Origin of the sequence: Pseudomonas parasichuanensis (assembly GCF_021601385.1) — a bacterium.
GTDB lineage: Bacteria > Pseudomonadota > Gammaproteobacteria > Pseudomonadales > Pseudomonadaceae > Aquipseudomonas > Aquipseudomonas parasichuanensis.
In genome coordinates this window covers 39,715-62,261 of the sequence record NZ_BQHO01000017.1, presented here as the reverse complement: position 1 = coordinate 62,261, position 22,547 = coordinate 39,715, and the positions used below count along the sequence as shown (strand labels likewise).

Sequence of the window (22,547 nt, the reverse complement as noted above, 5' to 3'; positions counted from 1 at the left end):
ACAGGCTATGCGACGTATTGCAGTGATGGGCGCGGCAGGGCGGATGGGCAAGACCCTCGTCGAGGCTGTGCAGCAACAGGCGCCACAGGCAGGCCTGACAGCGGCGATCGATCGCCCCGACAGCTCGCTGGTCGGGGCTGATGCCGGTGAGCTGGCGGCCCTGGGCCGGATCGGCGTGACAATCTGCGACGACCTGGCCAAGGTGGTCGACGAGTTCGATGTGCTGATCGATTTCACCCACCCTTCGGTGACTCTGAAGAACCTGGCGTTCTGCCGCAAGGCGGGCAAGGCCATGGTCATCGGCACCACCGGCTTCACGCCGGAAGAGAAAGAGCAGCTGGCCGAGGCGGGCAAGGAAATCCCGATCGTCTTCGCCGCCAACTTCAGCGTGGGTGTCAACCTGAGCCTCAAACTGTTGGACATGGCCGCCCGGGTGCTGGGTGATGACGTCGATATCGAGATCATCGAGGCCCACCACCGGCACAAGGTCGATGCGCCTTCGGGTACCGCGCTGCGCATGGGTGAAGTGGTTGCCAATGCGCTGGGGCGTGACCTGCAGGAAGTGGCGGTGTATGGCCGTGAAGGCCAGACCGGTGCTCGGGATCGCAAGACCATCGGTTTTGCCACCGTGCGTGCTGGCGATGTGGTGGGTGATCACACCGTGCTGTTCGCTGCCGAAGGCGAGCGCCTGGAAATCACCCACAAGGCGTCGAGCCGCATGACCTTCGCCAAGGGTGCGGTGCGTGCCGCGCTGTGGCTGGATGGGCGTGAGCCTGGGCTGTACGACATGCAGGACGTGCTCGAGCTGCGTTGAGCATTGAGGCCCTATCGCCGGCAAGCCGGCTCCCACAGGATTGCGCGTTTCCCTGTGGCAGCCGGCTTGCCGGCGATAGGGTTGCTGCAAAAAAGCCCCTCTGTCGCATCCATGTGTTTTAGAGGCACATCTGCGGTAGACCCAAAACGCACTTTTCTGTAAGCTACAGCTTTAGTGTGTCCACTAAAAGCGCGCAGCGAATTGAATTCAGCACATGAAAGCGGGGTGACGTGTCCATACGTCACTCCGCTTTTTTGCAACCTGCGATCGCCCTTTCATGCTTGAACTACGGGAGGTCTTCTTGACAAAGCCAGCCATACTCGCCCTTGCCGACGGCAGTATTTTTCGCGGTGAAGCCATCGGTGCCGACGGTCAGACCGTTGGTGAGGTGGTGTTCAACACTGCTATGACCGGCTACCAGGAAATCCTTACAGACCCTTCCTACGCCCAGCAAATCGTTACCCTGACCTACCCGCACATCGGCAACACCGGCACCACGCCGGAAGACGCCGAGTCGAACCGCGTCTGGTCCGCCGGCCTGGTCATCCGTGACCTGCCGCTGCTGGCCAGCAACTGGCGTAACACCCAGTCGCTGCCTGACTACCTCAAGGCCAACAATGTCGTCGCCATCGCTGGCATCGACACCCGTCGCCTGACCCGTATCCTGCGCGAAAAGGGCGCTCAGAACGGCTGCATCCTCGCCGGTGACAACATCAGCGAAGAAGCCGCCATCGCCGCCGCCCGTGGCTTCCCGGGCCTCAAGGGCATGGACCTGGCCAAGGTCGTTTCCACCAAGGAGCGCTACGAGTGGCGCTCCAGCGTGTGGGAGCTGAAAACCGACAGCCACCCGACTATCGAAGCCGCTGACCTGCCGTACCACGTGGTCGCCTTCGACTACGGCGTCAAGCTGAACATCCTGCGCATGCTGGTTGCCCGCGGCTGCCGCGTGACCGTGGTGCCGGCACAGACCCCGGCCAGCGAAGTGCTCGCGCTCAACCCCGATGGCGTGTTCCTGTCCAACGGCCCTGGCGATCCCGAGCCGTGCGACTACGCCATCCAGGCGATCAAAGAGATCCTCGACACCGAGATCCCGGTGTTCGGCATCTGCCTCGGCCACCAGCTGCTGGCCCTGGCCTCCGGCGCCAAGACCGTGAAGATGGGCCACGGCCACCACGGTGCCAACCACCCGGTCCAGGACCTGGATACCGGCGTGGTCATGATCACCAGCCAGAACCACGGTTTCGCCGTTGACGAAGCCACTCTGCCGGGCAACGTCCGCGCCATCCACAAGTCGCTGTTCGACGGCACCCTGCAGGGTATCGAGCGTACCGACAAGTGCGCGTTCAGCTTCCAGGGCCACCCTGAAGCGAGCCCAGGCCCGACCGACGTCGCGCCACTGTTCGATCGTTTCACCGATGCCATGGCCAAGCGCCGCTGAGCATCCTGCTTCAAGGCCCCGGGCCGGCAAGTGCCGCGCCCGGAAGCGCCTGACCCAGATTGTTCAAAGCGGCTTGCCGACTGACCCCGGATTTGAGTGACAACCATGCCAAAACGTACAGACATCAAAAGCATCCTGATTCTCGGCGCTGGCCCGATCGTGATCGGCCAGGCCTGCGAATTCGACTACTCCGGCGCCCAGGCCTGTAAAGCCCTGCGCGAGGAAGGTTTCCGCGTCATCCTGGTGAACTCCAACCCAGCCACCATCATGACCGACCCGGCCATGGCCGACGCCACCTACATCGAGCCGATCAAGTGGCAGTCGGTGGCCAAGATCATCGAGAAAGAGCGCCCGGACGCCGTCCTGCCAACCATGGGTGGCCAGACTGCACTGAACTGCGCCCTGGACCTGGAGCGCCACGGCGTTCTGGAGAAGTTCGGCGTGGAGATGATCGGTGCCAACGCCGACACCATCGACAAGGCAGAGGACCGTTCGCGCTTCGACAAGGCCATGAAAGACATCGGCCTGGAGTGCCCGCGCTCCGGTATCGCCCACAGCATGGAAGAGGCCAACGCGGTGCTCGAGAAGCTCGGCTTCCCGTGCATCATCCGCCCGTCCTTCACCATGGGTGGCACCGGCGGTGGTATCGCCTACAACCGTGAAGAATTCGAAGAAATCTGCACCCGTGGTCTGGACCTGTCGCCGACCAAAGAGCTGCTGATCGACGAATCGCTGATCGGCTGGAAGGAATACGAGATGGAGGTGGTCCGCGACAAGAAGGACAACTGCATCATCGTCTGCTCGATCGAGAACTTCGACCCGATGGGCGTGCACACCGGTGACTCCATCACCGTGGCGCCGGCACAGACCCTGACCGACAAGGAATACCAGATCATGCGCAACGCCTCGCTGGCGGTGCTGCGTGAGATCGGCGTCGAGACTGGCGGTTCCAACGTGCAGTTCGGTATCTGCCCGAACACTGGCCGCATGGTCGTGATCGAGATGAACCCGCGCGTATCGCGTTCCTCGGCCCTGGCTTCGAAAGCTACCGGCTTCCCGATCGCCAAGATCGCCGCCAAGCTGGCCATCGGTTACACCCTCGACGAGCTGCAGAACGACATCACCGGCGGCCGTACCCCGGCGTCGTTCGAGCCGTCGATCGACTACGTCGTCACCAAGCTGCCGCGCTTCGCCTTCGAGAAGTTCCCGAAAGCCGACGCCCGCCTGACCACCCAGATGAAATCCGTGGGTGAAGTCATGGCCATCGGCCGTACCTTCCAGGAATCCCTGCAGAAAGCCCTGCGCGGCCTGGAGGTCGGCGCCTGCGGCCTCGACCCGAAAGTCGACCTGGCCAGCCCTGAGGCTGCCAGCATCCTCAAGCGCGAGCTGACCGTGCCGGGCGCCGAGCGTATCTGGTACGTGGCCGACGCCATGCGTTCGGGCATGAGCTGTGAAGAAATCTTCGCGCTGACCGGCATCGACATGTGGTTCCTGGTGCAGATGGAAGATCTGATCAAGGAAGAAGAGAAGGTCAAGACCCTGGCCCTGTCGGCCATCGACAAGGCCATGATGCTGCGCCTCAAGCGCAAGGGCTTCTCCGACCAGCGCCTGGCCGTTCTGCTCGGTATCACCGACAAGAACCTGCGTCGTCACCGCCACAAGCTGGAAGTGTTCCCGGTGTACAAGCGCGTCGACACCTGCGCCGCCGAGTTCGCCACCGACACCGCCTACCTGTACTCGACCTATGAGGAAGAGTGCGAGGCCAACCCGTCGACCCGCGACAAGATCATGATCCTCGGCGGTGGCCCTAACCGTATCGGCCAGGGCATCGAGTTCGACTACTGCTGCGTACACGCGGCACTGGCCCTGCGTGAAGACGGTTACGAGACCATCATGGTCAACTGCAACCCGGAAACCGTCTCCACCGACTACGACACTTCCGACCGCCTGTACTTCGAGCCGCTGACCCTGGAAGACGTGCTGGAAGTCTGCCGCGTCGAGAAGCCGAAGGGCGTCATCGTCCACTACGGCGGCCAGACCCCGCTGAAACTGGCCCGCGCCCTGGAAGAAGCCGGCGTACCGATCATCGGTACCAGCCCGGACGCCATCGACCGCGCCGAAGACCGCGAGCGCTTCCAGCAGATGGTTCAGCGCCTGAACCTGCTGCAGCCGCCAAACGCCACCGTGCGCAGCGAAGACGAAGCCATCAAGGCAGCCGGTGGTATCGGCTACCCGCTGGTGGTGCGCCCGTCCTACGTACTGGGTGGCCGCGCCATGGAGATCGTCTACGAGCTGGACGAGCTCAAGCGCTACCTGCGTGAAGCGGTGCAGGTGTCCAACGACAGCCCGGTACTGCTCGACCACTTCCTCAACTGCGCCATCGAGATGGACGTGGATGCGGTGTGCGACGGCACCGACGTGGTAATCGGCGCCATCATGCAGCACATCGAGCAGGCCGGCGTTCACTCCGGTGACTCGGCGTGCTCGCTGCCACCGTACTCGCTGAGCCAGGACGTACAGGACCAGGTTCGCGACCAGGTCAAGAAGATGGCCCTGGAGCTGGGCGTGGTTGGCCTGATGAACGTGCAGCTGGCCCTGCAGGGCGACAAGATCTACGTGATCGAGGTCAACCCGCGCGCTTCGCGTACCGTACCGTTCGTGTCCAAGTGCATCGGCACCTCGCTGGCGATGATCGCTGCCCGCGTCATGGCCGGCAAAACCCTGAAAGAGCTGGGCTTCACCCAGGAAATCATCCCGAACTTCTACAGCGTCAAGGAAGCCGTCTTCCCGTTCGCCAAGTTCCCAGGCGTCGACCCGATCCTCGGCCCAGAGATGAAGTCCACTGGTGAAGTGATGGGCGTCGGTGATAGCTTCGGCGAAGCCTTCGCCAAGGCCCAGATGGGCGCCAGCGAAGTGCTGCCGACCGGCGGTACCGCGTTCATCAGCGTGCGTGACGACGACAAGCCGCAAGTGGCTGGCGTTGCCCGCGACCTGATCGCCCTGGGCTTCGAAGTGGTGGCCACTGCCGGCACCGCGAAGATCATCGAGGCCGCTGGCCTGAAGGTGCGTCGCGTTAACAAGGTGACCGAGGGTCGCCCGCACGTGGTCGACATGATCAAGAACGACGAAGTGTCGCTGATCATCAACACCACTGAAGGCCGTCAGTCGATCGCCGACTCGTATTCGATTCGCCGCAATGCGCTGCAGCACAAGATTTACTGCACCACGACCATTGCGGCCGGTGAAGCCATCTGCGAAGCGCTGAAATTCGGCCCTGAAAAGACCGTTCGTCGCTTGCAGGATCTGCATGCAGGACTCAAAGCATGAGCATTACCAAGTACCCGATGACCGTCCAGGGCGCTCGCGCCCTGGAAGAGGAGCACCTGTTCCTGAGCAAGACCGAGCGCCCGCGCCTGAGCCAGGCGATCGGTGAAGCCCGCGAGCTGGGTGACCTCAAGGAAAACGCCGAATACCATGCCGCCCGCGAAGAGCAGGGCATGGTCGAGGCGCGTATCCGCGATATCGAAGGCCGCCTGCAGAACTCGGTGGTGATCGACGTCACCACCATCGCCCACACCGGCAAGGTGATTTTCGGGACCACCGTGGACCTGGAAAACACCGAGACGGGCGATCAGGTGACCTACCAGATCGTTGGCGAGGATGAAGCCGACATCAAGAAGGGCAAGCTCTCGGCGGGTGCGCCGATTGCCCGTGCCATCATCGGCAAGGAAGAAGGTGACATCGTCGTCGTCAAGACGCCAAGCGGCACGGTCGAGTACGAGATTGTCGAAGTCAAGCACATCTGACCGGCGCCTGCGGGCGCCATCCCTCGAGGGGATCCTCTGGCAACTGGCCCAGGTATTCTGGGTCGGTGGCCTGTGGGTGTTCCATGTGGGGCTGGTGCCGGCGCTCAAGGTCAGCGGCCTTGCGCCGCTGCTGGTGCATGATGTGGCCGGGCAGATCGACCGCTGGTTGATCGGCGTGGCGTTGCTCGGGCTGTTGACCCAGCTGGCGGTATTGGCGAGGGTGGACGGCCTGGCGGCCTGGTGGCGGCAGTTCCGTGGGCAGATGTTGCTGCTCGGCTTTGCTGCCTGTATCAGCTACTACACGCTGCGCTACGGTATTTCCGTGGGCGAACGCTGGCAGATGTTCTGCTTTTTGGTGCTGGGTTTTTCCGGCATCGTGCTGGTGGCCCAACCGGTGCCCGTCAGGGCGCGTTCAGCGCGCCACTGACCCAATACTTGTGGGAGCCGGCTTGCCGGCGATGAAGGCGCTGCGGTGCCTGGCACCGGCTATGCCGGTGATCGCCGGCAAGCCGGCTCCCACAGGGGCCGCGTGGCAGCCCCGTCCACGCCGTTACTTGTAACGGTGGATGTTGGACAGCTGCTTGTTCGGCTGTGGGTTCTTGCGATAGATCAGCGCTTTCTTGCCGATGGTCTGCACCAGCTCCGCGCGGCCGACCTTGCACAGTTCGGCGATCGCGGCGGCGCGCTCTTCACGGTCTTCCGAACGGATTTCGACCTTGATCAGCTCGTGATCGGCCAGGGCGCGCTCCAGTTCGGCGGCGACGCCTTCGTTCACACCGTTGCCAGCAACGATCAGGACCGGCTTAAGGTCATGACCAATGGACTTGTATTGCTTCTTCTGCTCGTTATTGAGCGGCATAATCTGACCCTTTTCGTCTGATTCTGTAAAATTGACGGGCATTTTACCCGAGGGCCCCTGGCTCCGCCCAGTCAAACACGACGCATATCATCGAGGTGCCCCGTGGTACAACGTTCCAAAAGCAGCGCAAACTGGCTGCGAGAGCATTTCAACGATCCTTTTGTGAAGCAGGCGCAGAAGGATGGCTACCGCTCGCGTGCGAGCTACAAACTGCTGGAGATCCAGGAGAAAGACCGCCTGATTCGCCCCGGCATGAGCGTGATCGACCTCGGCGCAGCGCCAGGTGGCTGGTCCCAGGTGACCAGTCGTCTGATTGGTGGCCAAGGGCGGCTGATCGCCTCGGACATCCTGGAAATGGACTCGATCCCGGACGTGACCTTCATTCAGGGCGACTTCACCCAGGACGAAGTGCTGCAGCAAATCCTGCAAGCGGTCGGCGATTCGCACGTAGACCTTGTGATTTCCGATATGGCCCCCAATATGAGTGGTACGCCCGCGGTGGACATGCCGCGCGCCATGTTCCTCTGTGAGCTGGCCCTGGATCTGGCAACCCGCGTGCTCAAGCCGGGCGGGGATTTCCTGATCAAGATCTTCCAGGGCGAAGGTTTCGACATGTACCTGAAGGACGTGCGCAGCAAGTTCGACAAGGTGCAAATGCGCAAGCCATCGTCCTCGCGGGACCGCTCCCGCGAACAGTACCTGTTGGGCAAGGGTTTCAAAGGGGCATGAAAGGCGTGCTGCGGGGTGGCCGATAGTTAATTCCAATCAGCTGCCCCGTCTGGATCGTCCGAACTTCGTGTAGTCTAGCTTTCACAAAGGGTTACAGACGGTGCCTGCGGTTGCGTAGGTAATGTAGTAAGTTAGGGCGATGAATATCATGCGAGGCACGGCTGCGTCGTGCGCCGGCCTCAGAGGGTAGCGAATTGAACGACATGGCAAAGAATCTGATCCTGTGGTTGATCATCGCCGCCGTCCTGGTGACGGTGATGAACAACTTCTCCAGCCCTAACGAGCCGCAGACCCTCAACTATTCCGACTTCATCCAGCAGGTCAAGGATGGCAAGGTCGAGCGCGTGACCGTCGACGGCTACATCATTACCGGCAAGCGCACCGACGGCGACAACTTCAAGACCGTGCGCCCGGCCATCACCGACAATGGCCTGATCGGCGACCTGGTCGACAACCACGTGACCGTCGAAGGCAAGCAGCCCGAGCAGCAGAGCATCTGGACTCAATTGCTGGTGGCCAGCTTCCCGATCCTGGTGATCATCGCCGTGTTCATGTTCTTCATGCGCCAGATGCAGGGCGGTGCCGGCGGTAAAGGCGGCCCGATGAGCTTTGGCAAAAGCAAGGCGCGCCTGCTCTCCGAAGACCAGGTCAAGACCACGCTGGCTGACGTCGCGGGTTGCGACGAGGCCAAGGAAGAGGTGGGCGAGCTGGTCGAGTTCCTGCGCGACCCGGGCAAGTTCCAGCGCCTGGGTGGCCGCATCCCGCGTGGCGTGCTGATGGTCGGCCCGCCCGGTACCGGTAAGACCCTGCTGGCCAAGGCCATTGCTGGCGAAGCCAAGGTGCCGTTCTTCACCATCTCCGGTTCCGACTTCGTGGAAATGTTCGTCGGTGTCGGTGCCAGCCGTGTGCGCGATATGTTCGAGCAGGCGAAGAAGCACGCCCCTTGCATCATCTTCATCGACGAAATCGACGCCGTCGGTCGCCACCGTGGCGCCGGCATGGGCGGCGGTCACGACGAGCGTGAGCAGACCCTCAACCAGCTGCTGGTCGAGATGGATGGCTTCGAGATGAACGATGGCATCATCGTCATTGCCGCCACCAACCGTCCAGACGTACTCGACCCGGCGTTGCTGCGCCCAGGCCGCTTCGACCGTCAGGTGGTGGTCGGCCTGCCAGACATCCGTGGTCGTGAGCAGATCCTCAAGGTCCACATGCGCAAGGTCCCGATTGGCGAGAACGTCAACGCGGCGGTCATCGCTCGTGGTACCCCTGGCTTCTCCGGTGCGGACCTTGCCAACCTGGTCAACGAGGCGTCGCTGTTCGCCGCCCGCGCCAGCAAGCGCGTGGTCGAGATGAAGGAGTTCGAGCTGGCCAAGGACAAGATCATGATGGGTGCCGAGCGCAAGACCATGGTCATGTCCGAGAAAGAGAAGCAGAACACCGCTTATCACGAAGCCGGTCACGCCATTGTGGGTCGCGTTGTGCCTGAGCATGATCCGGTCTACAAGGTGTCGATCATCCCGCGTGGTCGCGCGCTGGGTGTGACCATGTTCCTGCCGGAAGAGGACCGCTACAGCCTGTCCAAGCGCGCGCTGATCAGCCAGATCTGCTCGCTGTATGGTGGCCGTATCGCCGAAGAAATGACCTTGGGCTTCGATGGCGTCACCACCGGTGCCTCCAACGACATCATGCGTGCCAGCCAGATTGCACGGAACATGGTCACCAAGTGGGGCCTGTCCGAGAAACTCGGGCCGCTGATGTACGCGGAAGAAGAGGGCGAAGTATTCCTCGGTCGCAGCGCCGGCAGCCAGCACGCCAGCGTGTCGGGCGAGACTGCCAAGCTGATCGACTCGGAAGTTCGCAGCATCATCGACCAGTGCTACGCCACGGCCAAGCAGATCCTCACCGACAACCGTGACAAGCTCGACGCCATGGCCGAAGCCTTGATGAAGTACGAAACCATCGATGCCGACCAGATCGACGACATCATGGCCGGTCGCACCCCGCGTGAACCGCGTGACTGGGACAACGATGCCGGCACTTCCGGCAACCAGGCCTCCCAGGGTGATCGTCCGGAGTCGCCGATCGGCGGCCCAGCGGCTCAGCACTAAGGGTAGCTATGAGTTCACAGCAGTACCCAGCCCGGTTGCCTTGCGGCAACCGGGTTCTTGATTTGTCCCGTACCCATGTCATGGGTATCCTCAATATCACCCCCGATTCCTTCTCTGACGGCGGGCGCTTCAGCCAGCGCGACGCAGCGCTGCGTCATGCCGAGGCAATGGTGGCCGCCGGCGCGACCCTGGTCGATGTCGGCGGCGAGTCCACTCGTCCCGGTGCCCGGGCGGTTTCGCCCCTCGAGGAGCTGGAGCGCGTCGCGCCCATCGTCGAAGCGATCAGCAGTCGGCTCGATGTGATCATCTCCGTGGATACCTCGACGCCCGCAGTCATGCGCGAGTCGGCTCGCGTCGGCGCCGGCCTGATCAACGACGTGCGCGCCCTTGAGCGCGACGGTGCGCTTGATGCAGCCGCCGCTACAGGGCTGCCGGTGTGCCTGATGCACATGCGCGGCGAGCCGGGCAACATGCAGGACAATCCGCAATACGAGGATGTGACCGCCGATGTCGCGCGCTATCTTGAGCAGCGCATGGCGGCCTGTGCGGCGGTCGGCATCGATGCCGATCGTATCGTCCTCGACCCCGGGTTCGGGTTTGCCAAGACCCTTGAGCACAACCTGAGCCTGTTCAAACACATGGAAGCGCTTTACCGCCTTGGGCGGCCGCTATTGGTGGGCGTCTCGCGCAAGAGCATGATTGGCCTCACGCTGGATCGTCCGGTAGGTGAGCGGCTCTACGGCAGCCTGGCGCTGGCGGCATTGGCCATGACCAAGGGCGCGAGCATCCTGCGCGTTCATGATGTCGCTGAAACGGTCGATGTAGTGCGCATGATCGCCGCCGTGCAGAGCGCCGAATAAAAAGATTGGAGTCCCTATGAGCAGAAAATACTTTGGTACCGATGGTATCCGTGGTCGCGTTGGCCAGTTCCCCATCACCCCGGACTTCATGCTGAAACTCGGCTGGGCTGCGGGCATGGCCTTTCGCAAGCAGGGCCACTGCCGTGTGCTGGTCGGCAAGGACACCCGTATCTCCGGCTACATGTTCGAGTCGGCGCTCGAGGCCGGCCTGTCTGCCGCCGGCGCTGACGTGATGCTGCTCGGGCCGATGCCGACCCCGGCTATCGCCTACCTGACCCGCACCTTCCACGCCGAAGCCGGCATTGTCATCAGTGCGTCGCACAACCCGCACGACGATAATGGCATCAAGTTCTTCTCCGGCAACGGCACCAAGCTGCCGGACGAAGTCGAACTGATGATCGAGGAGTTGCTCGACCAGCCGATGACCGTCGTCGAGTCGGGCAAGCTGGGCAAGGTCTCGCGCATCAACGATGCGGCGGGCCGCTACATCGAGTTCTGCAAGAGCAGCGTGCCTACCAGTACCAACTTCGAAGGGCTCAAGATCGTCGTGGATTGCGCCCATGGCGCCACCTACAAAGTGGCCCCCAGCGTGTTCCGTGAGCTGGGTGCCGAAGTGACGGTGCTGCATGCCGCGCCGGACGGCCTGAACATCAACGAGGGTTGTGGTTCGACCCATATCGAGTCGTTGCAGGCTGCCGTGCTGGTTGGGCATGCCGACCTGGGTATCGCCTTCGATGGCGATGGCGACCGGGTACTGATGGTCGATCACACCGGCGCCATCGTCGACGGTGACGAGTTGCTGTACATCATCGGCCGCGACCTGCACGAGCGCGGCAAGCTGCAAGGCGGCGTGGTGGGCACCTTGATGAGCAACCTGGGCCTTGAGCTGGCGTTCAAGGAGCTGGATATTCCGTTCGTGCGGGCGAAAGTCGGTGACCGCTATGTCATGGCCGAGCTGCTTGAGCGTGAGTGGCTGCTTGGCGGTGAAAACTCCGGGCACGTCGTGTGCTGCAACCACACCACCACCGGGGATGCGATCATCGCCGCGCTGCAGGTGCTGATGGCCCTCAAGCGCCGCGGCGAGACCCTTGCCCATGCGCGCCAGGGCGTGCGCAAATGCCCTCAGGTGTTGATCAATGTGCGCTTCGAAGCAGGCAAGAGCGACCCGTTGAACAACCCGTTGGTGAAGGCGGCAAGCGACAAGGCGACCGAAGACATGGCCGGCCGGGGCCGCGTTCTGCTGCGCAAGTCCGGCACCGAGCCACTGGTGCGCGTGATGGTCGAAGGCGACGACGAAAACCAGGTGCGTGGCCATGCCGAAGCCCTGGCCAAGCTGGTTGCCGAAGTTTGTGCCTGAAGAGGCTTGCCAGCGCAGATCGGGTTGGGTAAGATCTGCGCCCACTTTGACCGACGAGGTAAAGCATGCGTCGCCCCATGGTAGCTGGTAACTGGAAGATGCACGGTACCCGCGCCAGCGTCGCTGAGCTGACTCAGGGCTTGAGCAATATGCTCGTGCCCAGCGGTATCGAAGTTGCGGTGTTTCCGCCCACCTTGTTCATCAATGAAGTTGTTGATGGGCTCAAAGGTACAGGGATCATCGTTGGAGCACAGAATTCTGCAGTACAGCCCGAACAGGGCGCGCTGACCGGCGAAGTTGCACCGAGTCAGTTGGTTGAAGCAAGTTGCAAGTTGGTCTTGATCGGCCATTCCGAACGTCGCCAAATTATCGGTGAAAGTGACGAAGTGCTGAATCGCAAGTTTGCAGCCGCTCAACAAATTGGTTTGACGCCAGTGCTCTGCGTAGGGGAAACTCTCGAAGAGCGCGAGGCAGGCAAGACGCTCGAAGTTGTAGGGCGTCAACTAAGCAGTGTTATCGATGCGTTCGGTATCAAGGCTTTTGCCAATGCAGTAATTGCCTATGAGCCTGTATGGGCCATCGGTACTGGTTTGACGGCCTCGCCACAGCAAGCCCAGGATGTGCATGCAGCCATCCGTGAGCAGTTGGCGGCGAAGGACGCCGAAGTTGCAGCTAAGGTGCAGCTTCTCTACGGCGGCAGCGTGAAGGCGGCCAATGCGGCCGAACTGTTCGGCATGCCGGATATCGATGGGGGGCTCATTGGTGGAGCGTCCCTGAATGCAGACGAATTCGGTGCAATTTGTCGCGCCGCAGGAAACTGAACAATGCTGGAAACAGTCGTAGTTGTTTTTCATCTGTTGGCGGCATTGGCACTGGTTGTAATGGTGCTGCTGCAACAGGGTAAAGGTGCGGAAGCAGGTGCATCTTTCGGCGCAGGTGCTTCAAATACTGTGTTCGGAAGCCAAGGTTCCGCTACCTTTTTGAGTAAAGTTACTGCTATACTTGCCGCCACTTTCTTTTTGACTGCACTTGGGTTAGGATACTTCGCCAAGCAGCAGGCTCACCAGCTGACTCAGGCTGGTCTGCCAGATCCAGCAGTGCTGGAAGTCAAAGAGCAAAAGCCGGCAGCAAATGATGATGTACCGGTGCTCCAGCAGCAGAAGAGCGAAACCACCAACTCTGGTGACGTACCTCCTCCGACCAAAGAGCAGCAGTAACGGGTTTCAAAAGTAGTATTGCCGAGGTGGTGGAATTGGTAGACACGCAACCTTGAGGTGGTTGTGCCCATAGGGTGTAGGGGTTCGAGTCCCCTTCTCGGTACCAATTGAAGCAAGAGAGCCCGCTTTAGCGGGCTTTCTTGTAGGTGGAGGTTGGATTGACCCTCAAGGGGGTTCGGTCTTATACTTTCGCCCCAGCTTTGTCGCGGGGTGGAGCAGCTTGGTAGCTCGTCGGGCTCATAACCCGAAGGTCGTTGGTTCAAATCCAGCCCCCGCAACCAGCTTCAGCGGAGCCCCTTTTCAGGGGCTTTTTGCTAGCCAACAGTTTTCGGCGTCGTTGTCCAACGGCGCTTTCAGGGATGGGCGCTTCGCCCATTTTTTATTTGCACAGCATGCACGAGGGGGTTCAGGTGTCGAGCAAGCTAGAACAGTTGCAGGCCTTGTTGGCCCCAGTGGTCGAGGGGCTGGGCTATCAGTGCTGGGGGATCGAATACGTCTCCCAAGGTAAGCACTCGGTACTGCGTATCTACATCGACAAGGAAGGCGGCATTCTGGTGGAGGACTGCGAAGCGGTCAGCCGTCAGGCCAGTGCCATCCTGGATGTGGAAGACCCGATCAGCAGTGAATACACCCTCGAGGTTTCCTCTCCAGGCATGGATCGCCCGCTGTTCACTCTGGAACAGTTTGCCTCGCATGCCGGCGAGCAAGTGAAGATCAAGCTGCGTACGCCCTTCGAGGGTCGTCGTAACTTCCAGGGCCTTCTCCGCGGTGTGGAGGAGCAGGATGTGGTGGTCCAGGTGGATAACCATGAATTCCTGCTGCCGATCGACTCGATCGACAAGGCCAATATTATTCCCAGTTTTGACTGAGACGTGCCGGGCCCGGCGGAACTTACGGGCCCAATGGCTTGCGCAAGGCGAGGCGTACGATGAGCAAAGAAGTACTGCTGGTTGTTGAATCGGTATCCAACGAAAAGGGTGTACCGCCCGGCGTTATTTTCGAGGCGCTGGAAGTGGCTCTGGCCACTGCAACCAAAAAACGTTTTGAGGACGAAGTCGACCTGCGTGTGGAAATCAACCGCCACACCGGTAACTACGAGACCTTCCGTCGTTGGACCGTGGTCGACGAAAACGACCTGGACGATCCGGCGATCGAGACCTGGTTGAGCAAGATCCACGAAACGCACCCGGACGCCAAGATCGGTGACGTGATCGAAGAGAAGATCGAGTCGATCGAGTTCGGCCGCATCGCTGCGCAAACCGCCAAGCAAGTCATCGTGCAGAAGGTTCGCGAAGCTGAGCGCGCCCAAGTGGTCGATGCCTACCGCGAGCGCGTGGGCGAGATCATCTCCGGTACCGTGAAGAAGGTCACCCGCGACAACGTCATCGTCGACCTGGGCAACAACGCCGAAGCGCTGCTGGCCCGTGAAGACATCATCCCCCGTGAGACCTTCCGGGTCGGTGTGCGCCTGCGTGCACTGCTCAAGGAAATCCGCACCGAGAACCGCGGCCCGCAGCTGATCCTGTCGCGCACCGCGCCACAGATGCTGATCGAGCTGTTCACCATCGAAGTGCCGGAAATCGCCGAAGGCCTCATCGAAGTCATGGCCGCCTCCCGTGATCCGGGATCGCGTGCCAAGATCGCCGTCCGCTCCAAGGACAAGCGCATCGACCCACAAGGTGCCTGTATCGGCATGCGTGGTTCGCGCGTCCAGGCCGTATCCGGCGAGCTGGGTGGCGAGCGTGTGGATATCGTCCTGTGGGACGAGAACCCGGCGCAGTTCGTCATCAACGCCATGTCGCCGGCAGAGGTTGCCGCGATCATCGTTGACGAAGACGCCCATGCGATGGATATCGCCGTTGGTGCCGACAACCTGGCCCAGGCCATCGGTCGTGGCGGCCAGAACGTTCGTCTGGCCAGCCAGCTGACCGGCTGGACCCTGAACGTGATGACCGAATCGGACATCCAGGCCAAGCAACAGGCTGAAACCGGCGACATCCTGCGTAATTTTGTCGAGGAACTGGAAGTCGACGAAGAACTGGCACAAGTGCTGGTCGACGAAGGCTTCACCAACCTCGAAGAAATTGCCTACGTACCGTTGGAAGAAATGCTCAACATCGATGGCTTTGACGAAGAAATCGTCAATGAGCTCCGCGCTCGAGCCAAGGACCGTTTGTTGACCAAGGCCATCGCTACCGAAGAAAAACTGGCAGACGCCCATCCGGCCGAAGACCTGCTCTCCCTCGAGGGCATGGACAAGGACCTGGCGGCCGAACTGGCGGTGCGCGGCGTGGTTAACCGCGAAGACCTGGCCGAGCAGTCGATCGACGATCTGCTCGACATCGACGGCATCGACGAAGAGCGTGCCGGCAAGTTGATCATGGCCGCCCGAGCCCACTGGTTCGAGTAATTAGGCGCGGCCTGAGGAGAGAAGTGCATGACGCAAGTCACGGTGAAAGAACTGGCCCAAGAGGTCGAGGCACCGGTAGAGCGCCTGCTGCAGCAGATGCGTGAGGCAGGTCTGCCGCACACCGACGCCGGTCAGGTAGTGACCGACAATGAGAAGCAGACCCTGCTGACTCATTTGAAGAGCAGCCACAAGAGCAAGGCGGAAGAACCGCGCAAGATTACCTTGCAGCGCAAGACCACCAGCACTCTGCGTGTCGCCGGTAGCAAGAGCATCAGCGTAGAAGTACGCAAGAAGAAAGTGTTCGTGCAGCGTAGCCCGGAAGAGATCCAGGCTGAGCAGAAGCGTGAGCAGGAAGAGCGCCGCGCGGCTGAAAACGCCGCCCGCGAAAAAGTCGAAGCCGAAGTGCGTCAGCGCAACGAGGAGCAGGCACGCCGTCAGGCCGCCGAAGCCCCGGCCGCGGCACCAGTGGCCAAGGCCGAGCCTGCAGCTGTCGCTGCGCCGGTAGTGGCCAACGCGCCGGTGTCCGAAGACGCCGCCGCACGTGCTGCCGAGCGCAAGAAAGACGAGACCCGCCGCAACGAAAGCCGCAGCCGTGATGATGATCGTCGCGGTGGTGGCCCGGCTGCCGCCGGTCGTGGCGAAGCGCCGCGCATGTCGGTCAAGGTCAAGGTCAAGGAGAAGGAAAAGGCTCCGACTCCTCGCGCCGCGCCGCGCACCACCGACGAAGAAAGCGATGGCTTCCGTCGTGGTCGTGGTGGCAAGAGCAAAGGCAAGAAGCGTAACCAGCATGGCTTCCAGAGCCCGACCGGTCCGGTCATCCGTGACGTGACCATCGGCGAGACCATCACCGTCTCGGAACTGGCCCAGCGCATGTCGGTCAAGGGCGCCGAAGTCGTCAAGTTCATGTTCAAGATGGGCACTCCGGTCACCATCAACCAGGTGCTCGACCAGGAAACCGCTCAGCTGGTAGCCGAAGAGCTGGGCCACAAGGTCACCCTGGTCAGCGACACCGCCCTGGAAGATTCCCTGGCCGAATCGCTGAAGTTCGAAGGTGAAGTCGAGTCCCGTGCGCCGGTCGTTACCGTGATGGGTCACGTTGACCATGGTAAGACCTCGCTGCTCGACTACATCCGTCGTGCCAAGGTTGCTGCTGGCGAAGCCGGTGGTATCACCCAGCACATCGGTGCTTACCACGTCGAAACCGACCGTGGCATGGTCACCTTCCTCGACACCCCAGGCCACGCTGCGTTTACCCAGATGCGTGCCCGCGGTGCCAAGGCGACCGACATCGTCATCCTGGTGGTGGCGGCGGACGACGGCGTGATGCCGCAGACCCGCGAAGCCGTTCAGCATGCCAAGGCTGCTGGCGTACCGCTGGTCGTTGCCGTGAACAAGATCGACAAGCCGGGTGCCGACCTCGATCGTATCCGCAACGAGCTGGCCGTCGAAGGCGTGACCTCCGAGGACTGGGGTGGTGACACGCCGTTCGTCAAGGTTTCGGCGAAGATGGGTACCGGCGTCGACGAACTGCTCGAAGCCGTTCTACTGCAAGCCGAGATTCTCGAGCTGACCGCCACCCCGACCGCTCCAGGTCGTGGCGTCGTGGTCGAATCGCGCCTGGACAAGGGCCGTGGCCCGGTGGCCACCATCCTGGTTCAGGACGGTACCCTGCGTCAGGGCGACATGGTCCTGGTCGGCTCCAACTATGGCCGCGTGCGCGCCATGCTCGACGAGAACGGCAAGCCTGTGAAGGAAGCCGGCCCGGCGATTCCAGTCGAGATTCTCGGCCTGGATGGCACCCCGGACGCGGGTGACGAAATGTCCGTGGTGGCCGACGAGAAGAAAGCCCGTGAAGTTGCCCTGTTCCGTCAAGGCAAGTTCCGCGAGGTCAAGCTGGCCCGTGCTCACGCCGGCAAGCTGGAAAACATCTTCGAGACCATGGGTCAGGAAGAGAAGAAGACCCTCAACATCGTCCTCAAGACCGATGTGCGTGGTTCCCTCGAGGCGCTGCAGGGCTCGCTTGGCGGCCTGGGCAACGACGAAGTTCAGGTACGTGTGATCGGTGGCGGCGTCGGTGGTATCACCGAGAGCGATGCCAACCTGGCACTGGCCTCGAACGCGGTGCTGTTCGGCTTCAACGTGCGTGCCGATGCCGGTGCGCGCAAGATCGTCGAGCAGGAAGGTCTGGATATGCGTTACTACAACGTGATCTACGACATCATCGAAGACGTCAAGAAGGCCCTGACCGGCATGCTCGGCAGCGATGTTCGCGAGAACATCCTGGGTGTCGCCGAAGTACGTGACGTGTTCCGTTCGCCGAAGTTCGGCGCCATCGCTGGCTGTATGGTCATCGAGGGTACCGTGTACCGCAACCGTCCGATCCGCGTTCTGCGCGAAGACGTTGTGATCTTCGAAGGCGAGCTGGAGTCGCTGCGTCGCTTCAAGGACGATGCTGCCGAAGTGCGTAACGGCATGGAGTGCGGTATTGGCGTCAAGAGCTACAACGACGTCAAGGTCGGCGACAAGATCGAAGTCTTCGAGAAAGTCCAGGTGGCTCGTACCCTGTAAGGGCGAGCCCGCTGCCAGCCCCCGTTGTACGGCGGTTGGCAGCGTCTCTGCAGGTAGCGCCCGGTCAGGCCTCAGTCTGAACCGGGCGTTTGCCGCTTTAGAAACAGGTAGCAAAAATGGCAAAAGAATACAGCCGTACCCAACGTATCGGCGATCAGATGCAGCGTGAGCTGGCCGAACTGATCCGCCGCGAAGTCAAAGACCCGCGCGTAGGCCTGGTGACCATCACCGCCGTCGACGTCAGCCGTGACGTGGGCCATGCCAAGGTCTTCATCACCGTGATGGGTGAAGAGACCCCGGACGCCGTCCAGCAGTCGCTCAAGGCCCTCAACAGCGCCGCCAGCTTCCTGCGCCTGCACCTGGGGCGTTCGATGCAACTGCGCAGCGTGCCACAGCTGCACTTCCACTTCGATGAAAGCGTCAGCCGTGGTGTGCACCTGTCGGCGCTGATCGAGCGGGCGGTCGCCGAAGACCGTCTGCACAAGGATGCCGACGAGCCGGACACCAAGGAGTAAGCGGTGGCCCAGGTCAAACGTATCCGCCGCAACGTCAGCGGCATCATCCTGCTCGACAAGCCGCTGGGGTTCACCTCCAACGCTGCGTTGCAGAAGGTCCGCTGGTTGCTCAACGCCGAGAAGGCCGGCCATACCGGCAGCCTCGACCCGCTGGCCAGCGGCGTGCTGCCGCTGTGCTTCGGTGAAGCGACCAAGTTCTCGCAATACCTGCTCGAGTCCGACAAGGGCTACGAAACGGTCATGCAGATGGGGCAGACTACCAACACCGGAGATGCCGAGGGGGAAGTCCTCAAGACCCGTGAGGTGACCGTCGGTCGCGCCGATATCGAGGCAGTGCTGCCGCGTTTTCGTGGCCCGATCAGCCAGATACCGCCGATGTACTCGGCACTCAAGCGTGACGGCCAGCCGCTTTACAAGCTGGCACGTGCAGGAGAGGTAGTGGAGCGCGAGGCGCGTTCTGTTACTATTGGCCGCTTGGAGTTGCTCGAGTGCGAAGGCACCCGTGCACGGTTGAGCGTAGGATGCAGCAAAGGCACCTATATCCGCACCCTGGTGGAGGATATCGGCGAGGCCCTTGGCTGCGGCGCCTATGTTGCCGAGCTGCGCAGGACCCAGGCCGGGCCCTTCCTGCTGGCACAGACCGTGACCCTCGAGGAGCTCGAGCAGGCCCACGCCGAAGGTGGCAACGAAGCGCTCGATCGCTTCCTCATGCCGTCCGACAGCGGGCTGCAGGACTGGCCGCTGCTGAGCCTTTCCGAGCACAGTGCGTTCTATTGGTTGCATGGCCAGGCCGTACGTGCACCGGATGCGCCGCAGTTCGGCATGGTCCGCGTACAGGATCACAATGGTCGCTTCATCGGTATCGGTGAAGTGAGCGAAGACGGGCGCGTGGCGCCGCGTCGGCTGATTCGGTCGGAATGACCGAAACCGCGGGCTTTGGCTTCGGCTAAAGCCTACGGATACAAGGGTGGCTGTCAGTAGGCACGGTCACACCTTTTTTATTAATACAGGGATCAAGTCCCTGGCCTATTGGACCCCGCTTGCGGGATCCGTTATCAGGAGAAGCCACATGGCCCTCAGCGTTGAAGAAAAAGCTCAAATCGTTGCCGACTACCAGCAAGCTGCTGGCGATACTGGTAGCCCGGAAGTTCAGGTTGCTCTGCTGACCGCGAACATCAACAAGCTGCAAGGCCACTTCAAGGCCAACGGTAAAGACCACCACTCGCGTCGTGGCCTGATCCGCATGGTTAACCAGCGTCGTAAGCTGCTGGACTACCTGAAGGGCAAAGACACCACTCGTTACAGCGCCCTGATCGGTCGCCTGGGCCTGCGTCGCTAATAGCGGCCTGGTCAGTGGTGTGCATGGCGCATTCATCGGCAACGCTGCCTGGCAGCGTTTCCTTTGGGCACGTCATGCGTATCTTCGAGGTTGGCAGCCTGGCAATGCCGAGCGGGATTTCCGCTCGGCGCCAGGCTCCCAGCCTCGTGTTGTATCTGGACGGTCAACGGGGCCGATTCCCTGTTCTGCCCAAGAATTCGCAAGAAACCAGTTCCCCCAGAGCCACTGAAAAAGGTAGGAAACCGTGAACCCGGTAATCAAGCAATTCCAGTTCGGTCAATCGACCGTAACCCTCGAAACGGGCCGCATTGCCCGTCAGGCCACCGGCGCTGTGCTGGTCACCGTCGACAACGATGTCACCGTGCTGGTGACCGTGGTCGGTGCCAAGCATGCCGACCCGAGCAAAGGCTTCTTCCCGCTGTCCGTGCACTACCAGGAAAAGACCTACGCCGCTGGCAAGATCCCAGGTGGTTTCTTCAAGCGTGAAGGCCGCCCATCCGAAAAAGAAACCCTGACTTCGCGCCTGATCGACCGCCCGATCCGCCCGCTGTTCCCAGAAGGTTTCATGAACGAAGTGCAGGTTGTCTGCACCGTGGTTTCCACCAGCAAGAAGACCGATCCGGACATCGCTGCGATGATCGGTACCTCGGCTGCCCTGGCCATCTCGGGCATTCCGTTCGAAGGCCCGATCGGCGCCGCCCGCGTTGCCTTCCACGAAAGCACCGGCTACCTGCTGAACCCGACCTACGAGCAGCAGGCCGCATCGAGCCTGGACATGGTCGTAGCCGGTACCGAATCGGCCGTACTGATGGTTGAATCGGAAGCCAAAGAGCTGACCGAAGACCAGATGCTGGGCGCCGTGCTGTTTGCCCACGACGAATTCCAGGCCGTGATCAAAGCGGTCAAAGAGCTGGCTGCCGAAGCCGCCAAGCCGACCTGGGACTGGAAACCGGCCGTTGCCAATACCGCGCTGTTCGACGCCATCCGCGCCGAGTTCGGCGAAGCTGTTTCCCAGGGCTACACCATCACCGTCAAGGCCGACCGCTACGCGCGCCTGGGCGAGCTGCGCGACCAGGCGGTTGCCAAGTTCTCCGGTGAAGAAGGCCAGCCATCGGCCGGTGAAGTCAAAGACATCTTCGGCGAAATCGAATACCGCACCGTTCGCGAAAACATCGTCAACGGCAAGCCACGTATCGATGGCCGCGACACCAAGACCGTGCGCCCGCTGAACATCGAAGTCGGCGTACTGCCCAAGACCCACGGTTCGGCCCTGTTCACCCGTGGCGAAACCCAGGCCCTGGTGGTTGCCACCCTCGGTACCGCGCGTGACGCCCAGCTGCTGGACACCCTCGAAGGCGAGAAGAAAGACCCCTTCATGCTGCACTACAACTTCCCACCGTTCTCGGTAGGCGAGTGTGGCCGCATGGGCGGTGCTGGCCGTCGCGAAATCGGCCACGGCCGTCTGGCCCGTCGTTCGGTCCAGGCCATGCTGCCTTCCGCCGACGTGTTCCCGTACACCATCCGCGTCGTATCGGAAATCACCGAGTCCAACGGCTCCAGCTCCATGGCTTCGGTCTGTGGCGCTTCCCTGGCCCTGATGGACGCCGGCGTGCCGATGAAGGCACCGGTTGCCGGTATCGCCATGGGCCTGGTCAAGGAAGGCGAGAAGTTCGCCGTTCTGACCGACATCCTGGGTGACGAAGACCACCTGGGCGACATGGACTTCAAGGTAGCCGGTACCGCCAAAGGCGTTACCGCGCTGCAGATGGACATCAAGATCAACGGCATCACCGAAGAGATCATGGAAATCGCCCTGGGCCAGGCCCTGGAAGCGCGCCTGAACATCCTCGGCCAGATGAACCAGATCATCGGCCAGTCGCGTACCGAGCTGTCGGCCAACGCACCGACCATGATCGCGATGAAGATCGACACCGACAAGATCCGTGACGTCATCGGTAAAGGCGGCGCCACCATCCGCGGTATCTGCGAAGAAACCAAGGCTTCGATCGACATCGAAGACGACGGCTCGATCAAGATCTTCGGCGAAACCAAGGAAGCGGCAGATGCTGCCAAGCAGCGCATCCTGGGCATCACCGCAGAAGCCGAGATCGGCAAGATCTACGTCGGCAAGGTCGAGCGCATCGTCGACTTCGGCGCCTTCGTCAACATCCTGCCGGGCAAGGACGGCCTGGTGCACATCTCCATGCTCAGCGATGCGCGTGTCGAGAAGGTCACCGACATCCTGAAGGAAGGCCAGGAAGTCGAAGTACTGGTACTGGACGTGGACAACCGCGGCCGTATCAAGCTGTCGATCAAAGACGTTGCCGCTGCCAAGGCATCGGGCGTCTAAGCATTTCGATGCTGGAAAGAAGGACCCTTCGGGGTCCTTTTTTTATGGGCGCTGATTGCGCCTGTCGCGCAGCGGGCGAGCTTGCATCTTGCACTCAACAATATGCCCATACTTGCAAATTGCACGATCCACTGTATCGTGCTGATTTGCTAAATCATTGATTTATAACGGTTA

Annotated in this window: 19 protein-coding genes and 2 tRNA genes; 20 read left to right on the top strand and 1 reads right to left on the bottom strand. The window is 61.5% G+C overall.

What is annotated here, in order from left to right; genetic code table 11:
* Positions 1–7: 7 nt before the first annotated feature.
* The 5 genes from dapB (at position 8) to L6D77_RS15055 (ending at position 6,485) form a co-directional block, all read left to right on the top strand.
* Positions 8–814 (top strand): 4-hydroxy-tetrahydrodipicolinate reductase, encoded by an 807-nt coding sequence (dapB, locus tag L6D77_RS15075; protein WP_232884856.1) that lies wholly within the window; start codon positions 8–10, stop codon positions 812–814.
* A 301-nt stretch (positions 815–1,115) separates the two neighbouring features.
* A complete protein-coding gene (gene carA / locus L6D77_RS15070) occupies positions 1,116–2,252 on the top strand; it encodes a glutamine-hydrolyzing carbamoyl-phosphate synthase small subunit (RefSeq protein WP_232884857.1) in 1,137 nt (378 codons plus the stop codon).
* 105 nt (positions 2,253–2,357) lie between these two features.
* Entirely contained in the window at positions 2,358–5,579 is a 3,222-nt protein-coding gene (gene carB, locus L6D77_RS15065) for a carbamoyl-phosphate synthase large subunit (protein WP_232884858.1), read from the top strand.
* Positions 5,576–6,058 carry a transcription elongation factor GreA gene (gene greA / locus L6D77_RS15060; protein ID WP_189654514.1) on the top strand — a complete coding sequence of 161 codons (483 nt, stop codon included), beginning with the start codon at positions 5,576–5,578 and terminating at the stop codon, positions 6,056–6,058. Before carB ends, greA begins: the two co-directional genes overlap by 4 nt.
* Entirely contained in the window at positions 6,036–6,485 is a 450-nt protein-coding gene (locus tag L6D77_RS15055) for a DUF2567 domain-containing protein (protein ID WP_232884859.1), read from the top strand. Before greA ends, L6D77_RS15055 begins: the two co-directional genes overlap by 23 nt.
* Positions 6,486–6,608: 123 nt before the next feature.
* Here L6D77_RS15055 and L6D77_RS15050 read toward each other — a convergent pair whose 3' ends face one another.
* Entirely contained in the window at positions 6,609–6,917 is a 309-nt protein-coding gene (locus L6D77_RS15050) for a YhbY family RNA-binding protein (RefSeq protein WP_102683191.1), read from the bottom strand.
* A 102-nt stretch (positions 6,918–7,019) separates the two neighbouring features.
* Here L6D77_RS15050 and rlmE point away from each other — a divergent pair, with 102 nt between their 5' ends.
* The 15 genes from rlmE to pnp all read left to right on the top strand — a co-directional run bounded on the left by rlmE (position 7,020) and on the right by pnp (position 22,373).
* Positions 7,020–7,646, top strand: a complete 627-nt coding sequence (gene rlmE, locus L6D77_RS15045; RefSeq protein ID WP_011532133.1) for a 23S rRNA (uridine(2552)-2'-O)-methyltransferase RlmE — start codon at positions 7,020–7,022, stop codon at positions 7,644–7,646.
* Positions 7,647–7,849: 203 nt separating this feature from the next.
* Entirely contained in the window at positions 7,850–9,757 is a 1,908-nt protein-coding gene (ftsH, locus tag L6D77_RS15040) for an ATP-dependent zinc metalloprotease FtsH (protein ID WP_232884860.1), read from the top strand.
* A gap of 8 nt (positions 9,758–9,765) precedes the next feature.
* On the top strand, positions 9,766–10,617 hold the full coding sequence (gene folP / locus L6D77_RS15035; protein ID WP_232884861.1) for a dihydropteroate synthase: 852 nt from the start codon (positions 9,766–9,768) through the stop codon (positions 10,615–10,617).
* Between the two features lie 16 nt (positions 10,618–10,633).
* Positions 10,634–11,974, top strand: coding sequence for a phosphoglucosamine mutase (glmM, locus tag L6D77_RS15030; protein WP_232884862.1), 1,341 nt, complete (start codon positions 10,634–10,636; stop codon positions 11,972–11,974).
* A 65-nt stretch (positions 11,975–12,039) separates the two neighbouring features.
* A complete protein-coding gene (gene tpiA / locus L6D77_RS15025; protein WP_232884863.1) occupies positions 12,040–12,795 on the top strand; it encodes a triose-phosphate isomerase in 756 nt (251 codons plus the stop codon).
* Positions 12,796–12,798: 3 nt separating this feature from the next.
* On the top strand, positions 12,799–13,191 hold the full coding sequence (secG, locus tag L6D77_RS15020; RefSeq protein ID WP_232884864.1) for a preprotein translocase subunit SecG: 393 nt from the start codon (positions 12,799–12,801) through the stop codon (positions 13,189–13,191).
* Between the two features lie 20 nt (positions 13,192–13,211).
* Positions 13,212–13,297, top strand: a tRNA-Leu gene (locus L6D77_RS15015).
* A gap of 98 nt (positions 13,298–13,395) precedes the next feature.
* Positions 13,396–13,472 (top strand) — tRNA-Met (locus L6D77_RS15010).
* A 129-nt stretch (positions 13,473–13,601) separates the two neighbouring features.
* Positions 13,602–14,060 (top strand): ribosome maturation factor RimP, encoded by a 459-nt coding sequence (gene rimP, locus L6D77_RS15005; protein ID WP_016391791.1) that lies wholly within the window; start codon positions 13,602–13,604, stop codon positions 14,058–14,060.
* Positions 14,061–14,119: 59 nt separating this feature from the next.
* A complete protein-coding gene (gene nusA / locus L6D77_RS15000) occupies positions 14,120–15,601 on the top strand; it encodes a transcription termination factor NusA (protein WP_232884865.1) in 1,482 nt (493 codons plus the stop codon).
* Positions 15,602–15,628: 27 nt separating this feature from the next.
* On the top strand, positions 15,629–18,169 hold the full coding sequence (gene infB, locus L6D77_RS14995) for a translation initiation factor IF-2 (RefSeq protein WP_232884866.1): 2,541 nt from the start codon (positions 15,629–15,631) through the stop codon (positions 18,167–18,169).
* Between the two features lie 116 nt (positions 18,170–18,285).
* Positions 18,286–18,684 carry a 30S ribosome-binding factor RbfA gene (gene rbfA, locus L6D77_RS14990; RefSeq protein ID WP_232884867.1) on the top strand — a complete coding sequence of 133 codons (399 nt, stop codon included), beginning with the start codon at positions 18,286–18,288 and terminating at the stop codon, positions 18,682–18,684.
* Between the two features lie 3 nt (positions 18,685–18,687).
* Positions 18,688–19,605 (top strand): tRNA pseudouridine(55) synthase TruB, encoded by a 918-nt coding sequence (gene truB / locus L6D77_RS14985; RefSeq protein WP_232884868.1) that lies wholly within the window; start codon positions 18,688–18,690, stop codon positions 19,603–19,605.
* Positions 19,606–19,753: 148 nt separating this feature from the next.
* Positions 19,754–20,023 (top strand): 30S ribosomal protein S15, encoded by a 270-nt coding sequence (gene rpsO, locus L6D77_RS14980; RefSeq protein WP_009404303.1) that lies wholly within the window; start codon positions 19,754–19,756, stop codon positions 20,021–20,023.
* A 244-nt stretch (positions 20,024–20,267) separates the two neighbouring features.
* Entirely contained in the window at positions 20,268–22,373 is a 2,106-nt protein-coding gene (gene pnp, locus L6D77_RS14975) for a polyribonucleotide nucleotidyltransferase (protein ID WP_232884869.1), read from the top strand.
* Positions 22,374–22,547 lie beyond the last annotated feature (174 nt).